Raw genomic sequence first — 14,946 nt, 5'->3', positions numbered from 1 at the left:
GTCTGTGGTCGACCGGGACCTGGGGTCACCCGGGTGCGTACCTGGTGCTGCAGAACGACGCCAACCTGGTGCTCTACGACGCCGACGGCGTCCAGGCGCTCTGGGCCAGCAACACCTACTGGCAGTCGCTGAAGTACTGACGGTCCCTCAGCACCCAGCGCGGGGGCGGCACCCGGTCCACCGGGCGCCGCCCCCGTGCTACTGTCCGGGCCGTCCCCATGGTCTGGACCGCAGGCGGGAAATCATGCCGGTAGCACCCGAGGGGAGGACGATCCTCTCGGTCGTCGTCCCGATGTACGACGAGGAGGCCGCGCTGCCGGCCCTGGTGGCCAGGCTGCGCCCGGCGCTGGACGGGGCCGGGGTGTCGTACGAGGTCGTCGCGGTGGACGACGGGAGTGCGGACCGGACGGCCGAGCTGCTGGAGAAGGAGCGGGCCGGGTGGCCGGAGCTCCGGGTGGTGAGGCTGCGGTCGAACGCCGGGCACCAGGCCGCGCTGACGGCGGGGCTGCACGCGGCCGTCGGCGCGTACGTGGCCAGCATCGACGCCGACCTCCAGGACCCGCCGGAGAAGATCCCCGAGATGCTGGAGCTGGCCCGGGCCGAGGGGCTGGACATCGTCTACGGGGTGCGCACGGACCGGTCCACCGACACCGCCTTCAAACGACGGACGGCCGGGGCGTACTACTGGCTGGTGCGCAGGCTGGTCGGCAAGCGGGTGACGGCCCAGGCGGGTGATTTCCGGCTGCTCAGCCGGGTCGCGGTGGAGGCGCTCAAGGAGCTGCCGACCGATCAGCAGCAGGTCTACCGGCTGCTGGTGCCCTGGCTGGGCTTCCCCAGCGGGCAGGTGGCCTACCAGCGGGCGGAGCGGGTCGCCGGGAGCAGCAAGTACTCGGTCGGCAAGATGGTCCGGCTCGCGATGGAGAGCGTCACCACCTTCTCGGCGGCCCCGCTGCGGCTGGCCACCTGGCTGGGTGTGGCCAGCTTCCTGCTCTGCCTGCTGATGGTGGTGTGGAGCATCGGGGTGCACCTGGCCGGATCCACCGTGCCGGGCTGGACCTCGCTGTTCGTGGCGGTGCTCTTCCTGGGCAGCGTGCAGCTGATCTGCGTCGGCCTGCTGGGCGAGTACGTGGGCCGGATCTACACCGCCGTCCAGCGCCGCCCCACCTACTTCGTGGCCTCCGACTCGGCCTCCGGCGCGGCTTCCGACTCGGCCTCCGGCCCGGCGTGGGAGGGCGGCGTACCGGAGGCTGGACCGTGACGATGGTCCTGGACGGGGCTCGGTAGAATCTGCGAGTCTGGTCTAGACCACATCTACGCGTACGAATCAGAACGGTGGAGCCATGGAAATCGTGATCGTCCCCGACGCCGCCGCGGGCGGCGAGCTCATCGCCTCGGCCATCGCCGAGCTGGTGGCGCGCAAGCCCGACGCGCTGGTCGGGGTGGCCACCGGCTCCACGCCGCTGCCGATCTACACCGCGCTGACCACCAAGGTGGCGGGCGGCCTGGACGTCTCCCGGGTCCGGATCTGCCAGCTGGACGAGTACGTCGGCCTGCCCGCCGGGCACCCGGAGTCGTACCGCTCCACCGTGATCCGCCAGGTGGTGGAGCCGCTCGGCCTGAGCGAGGCCTCCTTCATCGGCCCGGACGGCACCGCCGAGGACGTCGCGGCCGAGGCGATCCACTACGACCGCGCGCTGGCCGAGGCCGGCGGCGTGGACTTCCAGATCCTCGGGATCGGCACCGACGGGCACATCGGCTTCAACGAGCCCTGCTCCTCGCTCGCCTCGCGCACCCGGATCAAGACCCTGACCGAGCAGACCCGGGTCGACAACGCGCGCTTCTTCGAGGACGACATCGAGCAGGTCCCGCACCACGTCATCACCCAGGGCATCGGCACCATCCTGGAGGCCCGTCACGTGGTCCTGCTGGCCACCGGCGCCAACAAGGCCGACGCCGTCGCCGCCACCGTCGAGGGCCCGCTCTCCGCGCTGGTCCCGGCCTCCGCCCTGCAGCTCCACCCGCACGCCACCGTGGTGGTCGACGAGGCCGCCGCAGCCGGCCTCAAGCTGGCCGACTACTTCCGCGCCACCTACGCCGCGAAGCCGGACTGGCAGTCGATCTGACGCAGTACCGCGCCCGTCGTGCGGGAGCCGTGGTCCCTCCGGGGGCCACGGCTCCCGTGCGTTCCGGGCCGCATCAGGCCGCCGGGAGGGTGAGGAGCACGGTGGTGCCGCCGCCGGGGGTGTCCTCGACGTCGAGGGTGCCGTCCATGGCTTCGGCGAGGCCGCGGGAGAGGGCGAGGCCCAGGCCGGTGCCGGTGGTGTTGTCGGTGTCGCCGAGGCGTTGGAAGGGGAGGAAGACGCGGTCGCGGTCCTCGGGCGGGATGCCGGGGCCGCGGTCGACGACGCGGATCTCGACGCGTCCGGCGTGGGTGGAGGCGGTGACCAGGACGGGGGCGCCGGGGGCGTTGTGGCGCAGGGCGTTGGTGATGACGTTGGCCAGGACGCGTTCCAGCAGCGGGGGGTCGGCGAGGACGGGCGGGGCGTCGGCGAGGCCGAGGGGCTGGACGGGGGCGTCCGGGTCGGCGAGGGAGTCGACGGCGCGCGGGAGGACCTCGTCGAGGTGGGTGGGGGCGAGGTGGAGGGTGAGGGCGCCGGCCTGGAGGCGGCTCATGTCGAGCAGGTTGTCGACCAGGCGGGTCAGCTTGAGGAGGGATTCGTCGGCGGTGGCGAGGAGTTCGGCGGTGTCCTCCTCAGAGAACTCGACGTCGGGGCTGCGCAGGGAGCCGACGGAGGCGAGGGCCGCGGCCAGCGGGGTGCGCAGGTCGTGGCCGACGGCGGCGAGCAGGGCGGTGCGCATCTTGTCGGCGGCCTTGACGGTTTCGACCTCCGAGGCCGCGGTGGCGAGGCGGTCGCGCTCCAGGGCGGCGCCGACGTGGGCGGCGAAGGCGGTCAGCACGCGCTGGTCGGCGGCGGGCAGCCGACGGCCCGTCAGCACCAGCACGGCCCCGCCGCCGACGCCCACCTCGGTGACCTCGCCCGTCCCCGCGCCCGAGGCGGCGAGCACGGTGCCGCCGGTGCGGTCCAGCAGGGCGACGGCGTCCATGCCGAAGGCGGTGCGGCACTTCTCCAGCAGGGCGGGCAGCGCGTCCGCGCCGCGCAGCACGCTGCCGGCCAGGGTGGAGAGGGTCTCGGCCTCGGCGGTGGCGCGGGCGGCGCGGGCGGTGAGGCGGGCGGCGCGGTCGACCACGGTGGAGACGGTGAGGGCGACGGCGGCGAAGACCGCGAGCGCGATGACGTTGTTGGGTTCGGTGACGGTGAAGGTGTGGACGGGCGGGATGAAGTAGTAGTTGAGCAGCAGCGAGGCGGCCACCGAGGCGAGCAGCGCGGAGACCGCGCCGCCGAGCAACGCGACCGCCACCACGCCGAGTTGGAAGATCAGGGCGTCGGTGGTGAGGTTCAGGCCGGTGTGCGAGAGCAGCAGGGTGAGCAGGGCGGGGAGCGCCAGCCCGGTCAGGTAGCCGGCGAAGGTCCGCCGGGGCGAGTGGCGCCGCCCGAGGGCGGGCAGGCGGCCGCGGCCGGTGAACTCGTGGGTGACCATGTGGACGTCGATGTCCTCGGAGGCGTCCACGGTGGTCTCGCCGATGCCGGGGCCGGTGAGGAAGCGGTTGACCCGGCCGCGGCGGCTGGTGCCGAGCACCAGCTGGGTGGCGTGGTGGGCGCGGGCGAAGGAGAGCAGCGCGGTGGGGATGTCGTCGCCGACCACCACGTGGTAGCTGCCGCCGAGGGTCTCCACCAGGTGGCGCTGCCGGGCGAGTTGGCCGGGGGAGGCGCCGGCCAGGCCGTCGCTGCGGGTGATGTGGACGGCCAGCAGTTCGCCCCCGGCGGTGCGGTCGGCGATCCGGGCGGCGCGGCGGATCAGCGTCTCGCCCTCGGGGCCGCCGGTCAGGGCGACCACCACGCGCTCGCGGGTCTCCCAGACCCGGTCGATCCGGTGCTCGGCCCGGTAGTCGCGCAGGCCCTCGTCGACCCGACCGGCCACCCAGAGCAGGGCGAGTTCCCGAAGGGCCGTCAGGTTGCCGACCCGGAAGTAGTTGGAGAGCGCGGCGTCCACCTTCTCGGCCTCGTAGACGTTGCCGTGGGCCATCCGGCGGCGCAGTGCCTGCGGGGCCATGTCGACCAGCTCGATCTGGTCGGCGGTGCGCACCACCTCGTCCGGCACGGTCTCCCGCTGCGGGACGCCGGTGATCTTCCGCACCACGTCGTTGAGCGACTCCAGGTGCTGGACGTTGACGGTGGTGACCACGTCGATCCCGGCCGCCAGCAGCTCCTCGACGTCCTCCCAGCGCTTGGCGTGGGCGCCGCCGGGGACGTTGGTGTGGGCGAGCTCGTCCACCAGGACCAGGCCCGGGCGGCGGGCCAGCACCGCCGCCAGGTCCATCTCGGTGAACTCCGTTCCCCGGTAGACCCGTTGGGCCCGGGGGACGACCTCCAGGCCCTGCAGCATGGCCTCGGTGTGCCGACGGCCGTGGCACTCGATGTAGCCGACCACCACGTCCGCGCCGCGCTCCCGGCGCCGGCGGGCCTCGTCCAGCATCCGGTACGTCTTGCCCACGCCGGGGGCGGCCCCGAGGTACACCCGGAGCCGCCCGCGCCGTCCCTGCGGGATCGTCACTTCGTCTCTGCCAGCGCCTTGTTGAGGAGGACCACGTTCACCCCGGCCTGGCCGAGGAAGCCGAGGGCGGGGCCCTCGGTGTACCGGTCGACCAGCTGCCGCAGCCGTCCGGCGTCGACGCCGCGGGCCTGCGCGACCCGGTTGACCTGCTGCTCGGCGTACGCGGTCGAGATGTGCGGGTCGAGGCCGGAGCCGGAGGCGGTGAGCGCGTCGGCCGGCACGGTGGCCGGGTCGACCCCGTCGAAGGCGGCGACCGCGGCGCGGCGCTCCTCGACGGCCTTCAGCAGCACCTCGCTGTTGGGGCCGAGGTTGGAGGCGCCGGAGGACTTCGGGTCGTAGCCCGCACCGGCCGCGGAGGGCCGGGGCTGGAACCACTTCGGGTCCGGCCGGGCGGCCTCCTCCGGGTCGTCGGGGTTCGTCTTCGGGAGGTCGAAGGTCTGGCCGAGCAGGCTGGAGCCGACCTCCCTCCCCTCGGAGCCGACGATCGATCCGTTCGCGCGGTCGGCGAAGGCGAGTTGGCTGATGCCGGTGACGGCCAGCGGGTAGGCGATCCCGAGGATCACGGTCAGGACCAGCAGGGCCCGCAGCGCGGTGAGGTGGTTGCGCACGATGGTGGGCATGTGAGGTGGCCTCCTTTCAGCTCAGGCCGGGGATGAACTGGACGACCAGGTCGATCAGCTTGATGCCGACGAACGGCACCACCAGACCGCCGAGGCCGTAGATCCCGATGTTCCGGCGCAGCAGCGAACCGGCGTCGGAGGGGCGGTACTTGACGCCGCGCAGGGCCAGCGGGACGAGCCCGACGATGACCAGGGCGTTGAAGACGATCGCCGAGGTGATGGCGGACTGCGGGCTGTGCAGCTGCATGACGTTGAGCTTGTCGAGCCCCGGGTACACGGTGGCGAACATCGCGGGGATGATCGCGAAGTACTTGGCCACGTCGTTGGCGATCGAGAAGGTGGTCAACGAGCCCCGGGTGATCAGGAGTTGCTTCCCGATCTCGACGATCTCGATCAGCTTGGTGGGGTTGGAGTCCAGGTCCACCATGTTGCCGGCCTCCTTGGCCGCCATGGTGCCGGTGTTCATCGCCACGCCGACGTCGGCCTGGGCGAGGGCGGGGGCGTCGTTGGTGCCGTCGCCGGTCATCGCGACCAGCTTGCCGCCGGCCTGCTCCTTCTTGATGAGCGCCATCTTGTCCTCGGGGGTGGCCTCGGCGAGGAAGTCGTCCACGCCCGCCTCCTCCGCGATCGCCTTGGCGGTCAGCGGGTTGTCGCCGGTGATCATGACGGTCCTGATGCCCATCCGGCGCAGCTCGTCGAAGCGCTCCCGCATGCCCTCCTTGACCACGTCCTTGAGGTGGATCACGCCCAGTACCCGGGCCGGGGCCGGGCCCTCCTTCTCGGCGACGACCAGCGGGGTGCCACCGGCGCCGGAGATCCCGTCGACCAGCCCGGTGACCTGTCCGTCCACGGCGCCGCCGTTGTCCCGGACCCAGGCGGCGACCGCTCCGGCCGCGCCCTTGCGGACCTGCCGGCCGTCCACGTCGACGCCGGACATCCGGGTCTGGGCGGTGAACGGCACCCAGGTGGCGTGTGCCAACTCGCCCTGGGTGCGCGCCCGCAGGCCGTAGGCGGTCTTGGCGAGCACCACGATCGAGCGGCCCTCGGGGGTCTCGTCCGCGAGCGAGGAGAGCTGGGCCGCGTCGGCCAGCTCCTCGGTGCCGACCCCGGCCGCGGAGAGGAACTCGGCGGCCTGGCGGTTGCCGAGGGTGATGGTGCCGGTCTTGTCGAGCAGCAGGGTGTTCACGTCGCCCGCGGCCTCGACGGCCCGGCCGGACATCGCCAGCACGTTGCGCTGGACCAGCCGGTCCATGCCGGCGATGCCGATCGCGGAGAGCAGCGCGCCGATGGTGGTCGGGATCAGCGCCACGATCAGGGCGCACAGCACGACCGTCGACTGCGGGGCGCCCGCGTAGGTGGCCATCGGCTGGAGGGTGACCACCGCGATCAGGAAGACGATCGTCAGGGACGCCAGCAGGATGTTGAGGGCGATCTCGTTCGGGGTCTTCTGCCGGGCGGCGCCCTCGACCAGGGCGATCATCCGGTCGATGAAGGTCTTGCCCGGTTCCGAGGTGATCCGCACGACGATCCGGTCGGAGAGCACCTTGGTGCCGCCGGTGACGGCGGAGCGGTCGCCGCCCGACTCCCGGATGACGGGGGCGGACTCGCCGGTGATGGCCGACTCGTCCACGCTGGCGACGCCCTCGACCACGTCGCCGTCGCCGGGTATCACCTGCCCGGCCTCGATCACCACGTGGTCGCCGAGCCGCAGCGCGGTGCCCGGGACCTCCTCCTCGTCCTGCGTGGCGGGCCAGTTGACGAGGCGTCGGGCCTTGGCGTCGGTCTTGGCCCGGCGCAGGGTGTCGGCCTGGGCCTTGCCCCGGCCCTCGGCGACGGCCTCGGCGAGGTTGGCGAAGACGGTGGTGAGCCAGAGCCAGACGGTGATCGACCAGGCGAACACGGACGGGTCGGCGATCGCGGCGACGGTGGTGACCACCGAGCCGACCTCGACCACGAACATGACCGGGTTCTTGATCATGACGCGCGGGTCGAGCTTCTTCACCGCGTCCGGCAGCGAGGCGGCGATCAGCCTGGGGTCGAGCAGGTTGCTCCCCGCTCTGTGCGGGGTCTGCTGCTCGGCGGTGGCGGGGGTGGTGGACGACATCAGTGCAGACCTTCCGCGATCGGCCCGAGAGCCAGGGCCGGGAAGTAGGTGAGGCCGACCACGATCAGGATCACTCCCGACAGCAGGCCCACGAACAGCGGCGTGTGGGTGGGCAGGGTGCCCGGGGTGGCGGGGACCGGCTGCTGCTTGGCCAGCGCGCCGGCCAGCGCCAGCACGAACACCATCGGCAGGAAGCGGCCGAGGACCATCGCCAGGCCGAGCGCGGTGTCGTACCACTCGGTGTTGACGGTCAGGCCGCCGAACGCGGACCCGTTGTTGTTGGCGGCGGAGGTGAAGGCGTACAGCACCTCGGAGAAGCCGTGGGCACCGGAGTTGAGCATCCCGGCCCGCTCGCCCGGCAGGGCCGTCGCGACACCGGTGCCGACCAGCACCAGGGTCGGGGTGGTGAGGATGTAGAGCGAGGCGAACTTCATCTCCCGCCCGCCGAGCTTCTTGCCCAGGTACTCGGGGGTGCGGCCGACCATCAGACCGGCCACGAACACCGCGACGATCGCCAGGACCAGCATCCCGTACAGGCCGGAGCCGGTCCCGCCGGGCGCGATCTCACCGAGCATCATGTTGAAGACCGTCAGCCCGCCGCCGAACGGCGAGTACGAGTCGTGGAAGGAGTTCACCGCGCCGGTCGAGGTCAGCGTGGTGGAGGCGGCGAACAGGCTCGACGCGGCGATGCCGAAGCGCTGCTCCTTGCCCTCGAACCCGGCGCCGGCGGCCTGCGAGGCCGCGCCGGAGTGCCGGAGCTCGAAGAAGGTGATCAGCGCGGTGGAGGCCACCCAGAACAGGCCCATCACCGAGAGGACCGCGTAGCCCTGGCGGGTGTCGCCGACCATCCTGCCGAAGGTGCGCGGCAGGGCGAACGGGATCACCAGCAGCAGGAAGACCTCCAGCAGGTTGCTGAAGCCGTTCGGGTTCTCGAAGGGGTGGGCCGAGTTGGCGTTGAAGAAGCCGCCGCCGTTGGTGCCCAGCAGCTTGATGACCTCCTGCGAGGCCACCGGCCCGCCCGGGACGGACTGCTGACCCCCGGACAGGGTGGTCAGCTCGTGGAAGCCGTGGAGGTTCTGCACCACGCCGGTGGCGGCCAGCACCAGGGCGAAGACCACCGCGATCGGCAGCAGCAGGCGCAGGGAGATCCGGACCAGGTCCACCCAGAAGTTGCCGACCCGGTCGGTCCGGTTCCGGGCGAAGCCGCGGATCAGGGCGGCCATCACCGCGATGCCGACGGCGGCGGAGACGAAGTTCTGCACCGCGAGGCCGGCCATCTGCACCAGGTGGCCCATGGTCGACTCGCCCGAGTACGACTGCCAGTTGGTGTTGGCGACGAAGGAGATCGCGGTGTTCCAGGCGGTGTGGGCCGGGACGGCGTCCAGGCCGAGGTTCAGCAGCAGGTGGTTCTGCACCCGCTGGAGGCCGTAGAGGAAGAGCACCGAGACGGCGGAGAAGGCCAGCACCGAGCGGAGGTACACGGGCCAGCGCTGGTCCGCCTCCGGGTCGACGCCGATCACCCTGTAGAGGACGCGCTCGGCTCTCAGGTGCCGGGCGGAGGTGAGCAGGTGGGCGATGAAGTCGCCGAGCGGGCGGTGGCACAGGGCCAGCGCACCGACCAGGGCGATCGCCTGGATCCAGCCGGTCATGTCAGAACTTCTCCGGGTAGATCAGCGCCACCACGAGGTAGCCGACCAGGGCGACGGCGACGAGGAGGCCTGCGAGGTTCTCGGCGCTCACAGCTTCTCCACCCCTCGCGCGATCAGGGCGATGACGGCGAACACGGCGACCGTGATCCCGACGAAGACGAAATCGGACATGACTCCACCAAGGTGGTTGCGTAGCTGGCCGCCGAAGGCTCGGACGGCTCCGGCGGCGGGCCGGCGCAGCCACTCAAACAGGCGTATGGACGGCGTCAGCGGTCCGCTGACGCCGTCCATACGGGTGATCGGGTGTTCCTTACGGCGTCTTAGCGCGGTCCGGGGTCCGGCCCGGCTGCTCCGGCTCGCCGCGCCGCACCGCGCCCGGGGCCCGGCGGGCCGGGCGGTCCGCCCGGGCCGAGGAGTTGAGCTGCCAGGGGACCGAGATGACCATCACGCCGGGGGTGAAGAGCAGACGGCTCTTCAGCCAGAGCGCGGACTGGTTGTGCAGCAGGGTCTCCCACCAGTGGCCGACCACGTACTCGGGGATGAACACCGCCACGGCGTCCCCGGGGCTGGCCTGCCGCACCGAGCGGACGTAGGCGGTCACCGGCTTGGTGATCTCCCGGTAGGGCGAGGCGAGTTGCTTCAGCGGGACGTCCAGCCCGGCGGCGTCCCACTGCGCGCGCAGCTCGCTCACCGCCTCGGGCTCCACGGCGACGGTGAGCGCCTCCAGGTCGTCCAGCTGGAAGGCCTGTGCGTAGGTGAGCGCGCGCAGGGTGGGCTTGTGCAGCCGGGAGACCAGCACGATCCCGTGCACCCGGGCCGGGCGGACGGAGTCCTCCTGAGGGTCCGTCACCGAGAGCTCGGCGGAGACCCGGTCGTAGTGGCGGCGGATGCCGCGCATCGTCATCCAGAGCGCGGCGGCGGCCAGGACGGCCAGCCAGGCGCCCTGGGTGAACTTGGTGGCCAGCACGATCACCAGCACCAGCGCCGTGGTCAGCGCGCCGAGCGCGTTGATCACCCGGGCGCGCCGGGCGCCGGCCCGGACGGCCGGGTCCCTCTCGCCGGCCAGGGCGCGGTTCCAATGAAGCACCATGCCGCTTTGGCTCAGGGTGAAGGAGGTGAAGACGCCGAGGATGTAGAGGTGGATGAGGTCGGTGACGTCGGCGTCGTAGAGCCAGAGCAGACCGCCGGCCACCAGGGCGAGCGCGATGATGCCGTTGGAGAAGGCGAGGCGGTCGCCGCGGGTGTGCATCTGGCGGGGCAGGTAGCGGTGTTCGGCCAGGATCGAGGCGAGCAGCGGGAAGCCGTTGAAGGCGGTGTTGGCGGCCAGGATCAGGACCAGCGCGGTGACGGCCTGGACGAGGTAGAACAGGATCGAGTCGTCCCCGCCGAAGGTGGCGGCCGCGAGCTGGGCGATGACGGTCTGCTGGGGAGCGGTCGCGCAGTCGGCGAAGCCGGTCAACCGGCAGGCGTCCTCGGCGATGTGGACCTTGGCGATCAGCGCCAGCGCCGTCACACCGGTGAACATCACCACCGCGATGATGCCCATGGCGGCCATGGTGGTGGCGGCGTTCCTCGACTTCGGGGCGCGGAAGGCGGGCACGCCGTTGGAGATCGCCTCCACGCCGGTCAGCGCCGTGCAGCCGGAGGCGAACGCCCGGAGCCCCAGCAGCAGCAGGCCCAGCCCGGCCAGCGCGTCCTTGCCGTGCTCGGGTGTGATCCCGTACCCGGCGCTGGCCGCCACCGGCGCGTCCCCGAAGGCCAGCCGGACCAGGCCGGTGGCGATCATCAGCAGCATGGCGCCGATGAACAGGTAGGTGGGGGCGGCGAAGGCCTTGCCGGACTCGCGCACGCCGCGCAGGTTCATCGCGGTGAGCAGCGCGACGAAGCCGACCGCCAGGAGGACCCGGTGCTCGTCCAGGCCGGGGAAGGCCGAGATGATGTTGTCCACGCCCGAGGCGACCGAGACGGCCACCGTCATCACGTAGTCGACCAGCAGTGAGGCGGCCACCACCAACCCGGCGTTCGGGCCGAGGTTGCGCGAGGCCACCTCGTAGGAGCCGCCGCCGCTCGGGTAGGCGTGGACGACCTGACGGTACGACAGCACCACGACCACCATCAGCCCGACGACCGCGGCCGCGATCCACGGGGTGAGGTAGAGGAAGGCGGTGCCGCCGACGGTCAGCACCAGCAGGATCTCCTGGGTCGCGTAGGCGACCGAGGAGAGCGGGTCCGAGGCGAAGATCGGCAGTGCCAGCCGCTTGGGCAGCAGCGTTTCGCCCAGCTCCTCGCTGCGCATGGCCTTGCCGATCACGAGGCGCTTGAGCGCCTGGGGCAGATTGAACACAGGGGCGAGGGTAGGACGCGGTGACGAATCTCCGAAACTGCCCGAAGTACCCCCTCCGGGTCCGTGTCACCGCAGATCAGAGGGCATTTGGCCGGGAGTGACGGACCGTCAGGCCGGGTGTTAAGGGTCCGTCAAGGTCCGTGCGCGAAACCAGGGCAAAAAGTGCACAAGGGTCAGATCGACGGGCGCATCCGCAGCCGGAGGCGGCAGACGGTGGCGTCGGTGCGGCGGCGCAGCGCCCGGTCGATCACCGCGCCGCGCTGGTTCTGCAGCGCGCGCTGCCAGAGGCGGGCCGGCTCCACCTCGGGGATCAGCACGGTGACCCGGCGGCCCTCGCCGAGGCCGTTCACGTAGTCCGCGATCGGCTGCCCCAGACGCCGGTGCGGATCGGTGATCTCCACCAGTTCGACGCCCGGCCGCCAGAGCTCCCAGTCCCGCCGCAGCGCCTCGGCGGCCTCCCGGTCCTCGGCGTCGGGGTCGGCCGGCAGCACGGTGAAGGCGCGCACCTCGTCGCCGAGCGAACGGGCCGTGCAGAGCGCCTCCCGGGTGAGCCGGGTGATCGTGCTGACCGGCACCAGCACCAGCGAGGGCCCGGAGCCGGTCAACGGCCCCGGCACCCGGCCGAGTTCCAGCCGCTCGCCGATCCGGGCGTAGGCACGGTGGACGGCCTCGAAGAGCAGCACCAGCAGCGGCAGCGCCAGGCAGATGCCCCAGGCGCCCTCGGTGAACTTGGTGCCGGTCACCACCACCGCGGCCACACCGGTGAGCAGCGCGCCGAAGCCGTTCAGCGCCGCGCGGGCCCGCTGACGGGCGATCAGCCAGTGCGTCACCATGCCGACCTGGCAGATCGTGAAGCCGACGAACACCCCGATCGCGAACAGCGGCACCAGGGTGTTGACGTCGCCGCCGGAGCCGACCAGCAGGGCTGCGGAGACCAGGGCCAGGAAGAGCACGCCGTGCCGGTGCACCCGGCGGTCGGCGCGCAGGGCGAAGACGTGCGGCAGGTGGTTGTCCCGGGCCAGCAGGTGCAGCAGCACCGGCAGGCCGCCGAAGGAGGTGTTGGCGGCCAGGCCGAGCAGGACCACGGTGGCGAACTGCACCAGGTAGAAGCCGAACCCGTGCCCGAGCGAGGCGTCCGCCAGCTGCGCCAGCACGGTGACGCCCTCGACCGGCTGGAGGTGGAACTTACCGATCAGCACGGCCAGCCCGATCAGCATCACGCCCAGCAGGCCGCCGAGCGCGACCTCGGTGTGCTGGGCCCTGCGCACGGCCGGGGCCCGGAAGGAGGGGACGGCGTTGGCCACCGCCTCCACGCCGGTCAGCGCCGAGCAGCCGGCCGCGAAGGCCTTGAGCAGCAGCAGCGCGCCGACGGCGGTGGCGTTCTCGCCCAGCACCGAGGCGTGCCCGGCGGCGGCCGCGGTCGAGACGGGCGCGTCCCGGAACAGACCGGCCACCACGATCGCCAGGATCGACAGCACGAACACCGCGGTCGGCACCATGAACCAGCGGGCCGACTCGGCGATCCCGCGCAGGTTCACCGCCGTCACCAGGGCGAGCACGCCCAGGCAGAGCCAGACCCGGTCCCCGTGGAGGGAGGGGAAGGCGGAGGTCAGCGCCGCCACTCCGGCGGTGACCGAGACCGCGACGTTCAGAACGTAGTCGATCACCAGCGAGGCGGCGGCGGTCAGCGCCGTGCGCCGCCCCAGGTGCGCCTTGGCCACCGCGTACGAGCCGCCGCCGTCCGGGAAGGCCGCGATCACCTGCCGGTACGAGGCCACCAGCACCGCCAGCAGCACCGCGATCGCCACCGTCACCGGCAGCGTGAACCCCAGCCCGTACGACCCGGCCGCCGCCAGCACCAGCACGATCGCCTCGGGCCCGTAGGCCACCGAGGCCATCGCGTCCAGCGACAGCGCGGACAGCCCGCCCAGCGCCGTCAGCTCGTGCCGCTGCTGATCAGGGGGCTCCTCGGCCGCCGTGGGGGCGGTGGCGGCGACGGTGACGGACATGCGGTCCTCCGGTGGTGCGGGATGCTTCCGCCCCGATCCTCGGACCGTCCGCACCTCGGGCCCCTGCCCCTGACGGGATCCTGACGGCCCGTCCACTCCCGTTGACGGCTCGTTGACGCCCCGCCGGGCGGAGGCTCAGCGGGTGCGGCCGTCGCGGACCACGATCTCGCGGTCGGCGTAGGCGGCCACCCGGGAGTCGTGGGTGACCAGGAGGACGGCGGCGCCGGTCTCCTGGGCGGTGGAGCGGATCAGCTGGAGGACGCGCTCGCCGCTGAGGGAGTCCAGGGCGCCGGTCGGCTCGTCGGCGAAGAGCACCCGCGGGCCGGTCACCAGGGCCCGTGCGGTGGCCACCCGGTGGGCCTGCCCGCCGGAGAGCTCGCCGGGGCGCTGCGCGGCGGTGCCCTCGGCGCCGACCCGCTCCAGCCACTCCCGGGCCTTCGCCTCGGCGGGGCGGCGCCGCAGGCCGGACAGCCGCAGCGGCAGCGCCACGTTCTCCAGGCAGGTCAACTCGGGCACCAGCTGGCCGAATTGGAAGAGGAAGCCGAAGTCGGTGCGGCGCAGTGCGCTGCGCTCGCCGTCGGACAGCAGGTCCAGGCGCCGGCCGTCGTACTCCACCGCGCCCGCGTCCGGCCGGACGATCCCGGCCAGGCAGTGCAGCAGGGTGGACTTGCCGGAGCCGGACGGCCCCATCACCGCGACCAGCTCGCCGGGGGCCAGCCGCACCGAGGCCTCGTGCAGCGCGGTGGTCGGCCCGTAGTGCTTGGCCAGCGCGGTGGCGCTGAGCAGCGGCGCGGCCGGCTCGATCTCCGCCGGGGCCGGCGCCGGGGCCGGGGCGGTCACCGGAGCACCTCGCCGCTGAGCTCGTCCAGCCGGGCGGCGGTCAGCTCCAGCCAGCGCAGGTCGGCGTCCAGGTGGAACAGCGCGTGGTCGCAGATCAGCTGGTCCGCCAGGTCCCCGCTCTCCTTGCGCCGGGTGAGCGCCCGCATCTGCCGCAGGTGCTCGGTCCGCTGGGTGTCCAGCACCTCCACCGCCGGACGGCCCGTCAGCAGCGCCAGCACCACCTTGGCGTACAGCGTGTTCTGCAGGTACGGCTCCGGGTTCTCCGCCCGCCCCAGCCACTGCGCCACGTCGGTGACCCCGGCCTCGGTGATCGCGTACCGCTTGCGCTCCGGCCCGTCCCCCGGCTCCACGCCCTCGACCTCGACCAGACCGCCCTTCAGCAGCCGCGACAGCGTCGAGTACACCTGCCCGTAGTGCAGCGACCTGGTCCGCCCGAACTGCTCGTCGTAGGCCCGCTTGAGGTCGTACCCGTGGCGGGGCTGCGACTCCAGGAGCCCGAGGAGGATCTGACCGAGTGACATGGTTCGCACTGTACACACGGTGTATAGGCGCGCGGGCCCCGCGTCCCGTGGTGGGGAGGCGGGGCCCGGGGCGGGTCAGGTGTTCTTGGCGGTGGTGAAGCGGTTGGTGACGTCGGTCCAGTTGACGACGTCCCAGAGGCGGGTGACGTAGTCGGGGCGGACGTTGCGGTACTGGAGGTAGTAGG

At 72.5% G+C, this 14,946-nt stretch carries 13 protein-coding genes; 2 read left to right on the top strand and 11 right to left on the bottom strand.

What is annotated here, in order from left to right; all coding sequences use genetic code 11:
• Positions 1 to 244 precede the first annotated feature (244 nt).
• Positions 245 to 1,258 (top strand): glycosyltransferase family 2 protein, encoded by a 1,014-nt coding sequence (locus tag ACWEPF_RS38115; protein ID WP_452176249.1) that lies wholly within the window; start codon positions 245 to 247, stop codon positions 1,256 to 1,258.
• An 82-nt stretch (positions 1,259 to 1,340) separates the two neighbouring features.
• Complete coding sequence (gene nagB, locus ACWEPF_RS38110; protein WP_345280366.1) at positions 1,341 to 2,123, top strand: glucosamine-6-phosphate deaminase; 783 nt, start codon at positions 1,341 to 1,343, stop codon at positions 2,121 to 2,123.
• 73 nt (positions 2,124 to 2,196) lie between these two features.
• Here nagB and ACWEPF_RS38105 read toward each other — a convergent pair whose 3' ends face one another.
• The 11 genes from ACWEPF_RS38105 to ACWEPF_RS38055 form a co-directional block, all read right to left on the bottom strand.
• Entirely contained in the window at positions 2,197 to 4,668 is a 2,472-nt protein-coding gene (locus ACWEPF_RS38105) for an ATP-binding protein (RefSeq protein ID WP_452176252.1), read from the bottom strand.
• Between the two features lie 2 nt (positions 4,669 to 4,670).
• The gene (kdpC, locus tag ACWEPF_RS38100) at positions 4,671 to 5,294 is read right to left on the bottom strand and encodes a potassium-transporting ATPase subunit KdpC (RefSeq protein WP_452176248.1); all 624 of its coding nucleotides are present in this window, start codon (positions 5,292 to 5,294) and stop codon (positions 4,671 to 4,673) included.
• A gap of 16 nt (positions 5,295 to 5,310) precedes the next feature.
• Positions 5,311 to 7,398, bottom strand: coding sequence for a potassium-transporting ATPase subunit KdpB (gene kdpB, locus ACWEPF_RS38095; RefSeq protein ID WP_452176247.1), 2,088 nt, complete (start codon positions 7,396 to 7,398; stop codon positions 5,311 to 5,313).
• A complete protein-coding gene (gene kdpA, locus ACWEPF_RS38090) occupies positions 7,398 to 9,047 on the bottom strand; it encodes a potassium-transporting ATPase subunit KdpA (RefSeq protein WP_452176246.1) in 1,650 nt (549 codons plus the stop codon). Before kdpA ends, kdpB begins: the two co-directional genes overlap by 1 nt.
• Before the next feature lies 1 nt (position 9,048).
• Positions 9,049 to 9,138 (bottom strand): K(+)-transporting ATPase subunit F, encoded by a 90-nt coding sequence (gene kdpF / locus ACWEPF_RS38085; protein WP_452176245.1) that lies wholly within the window; start codon positions 9,136 to 9,138, stop codon positions 9,049 to 9,051.
• On the bottom strand, positions 9,135 to 9,338 hold the full coding sequence (locus tag ACWEPF_RS38080) for a hypothetical protein (protein WP_452176244.1): 204 nt from the start codon (positions 9,336 to 9,338) through the stop codon (positions 9,135 to 9,137). Before ACWEPF_RS38080 ends, kdpF begins: the two co-directional genes overlap by 4 nt.
• A 19-nt stretch (positions 9,339 to 9,357) precedes the next feature.
• The gene (locus tag ACWEPF_RS38075; protein ID WP_452176251.1) at positions 9,358 to 11,343 is read right to left on the bottom strand and encodes an APC family permease; all 1,986 of its coding nucleotides are present in this window, start codon (positions 11,341 to 11,343) and stop codon (positions 9,358 to 9,360) included.
• 221 nt (positions 11,344 to 11,564) lie between these two features.
• Positions 11,565 to 13,400, bottom strand: a complete 1,836-nt coding sequence (locus ACWEPF_RS38070; protein WP_452176243.1) for an APC family permease — start codon at positions 13,398 to 13,400, stop codon at positions 11,565 to 11,567.
• Between the two features lie 135 nt (positions 13,401 to 13,535).
• Complete coding sequence (locus ACWEPF_RS38065) at positions 13,536 to 14,204, bottom strand: ABC transporter ATP-binding protein (RefSeq protein ID WP_452176250.1); 669 nt, start codon at positions 14,202 to 14,204, stop codon at positions 13,536 to 13,538.
• Between the two features lie 32 nt (positions 14,205 to 14,236).
• On the bottom strand, positions 14,237 to 14,761 hold the full coding sequence (locus ACWEPF_RS38060) for a PadR family transcriptional regulator (protein ID WP_452176242.1): 525 nt from the start codon (positions 14,759 to 14,761) through the stop codon (positions 14,237 to 14,239).
• A 75-nt stretch (positions 14,762 to 14,836) separates the two neighbouring features.
• On the bottom strand, positions 14,837 to 14,946 hold a 110-nt coding region (locus ACWEPF_RS38055), incomplete at its 5' end, for a Fe-Mn family superoxide dismutase (RefSeq protein ID WP_380149922.1).

The organism is Kitasatospora sp. NPDC004289, assembly GCF_053602875.1.
Note: the sequence above shows the minus strand (reverse complement) of the source record. Positions and strands in the feature narration are given on the sequence as shown.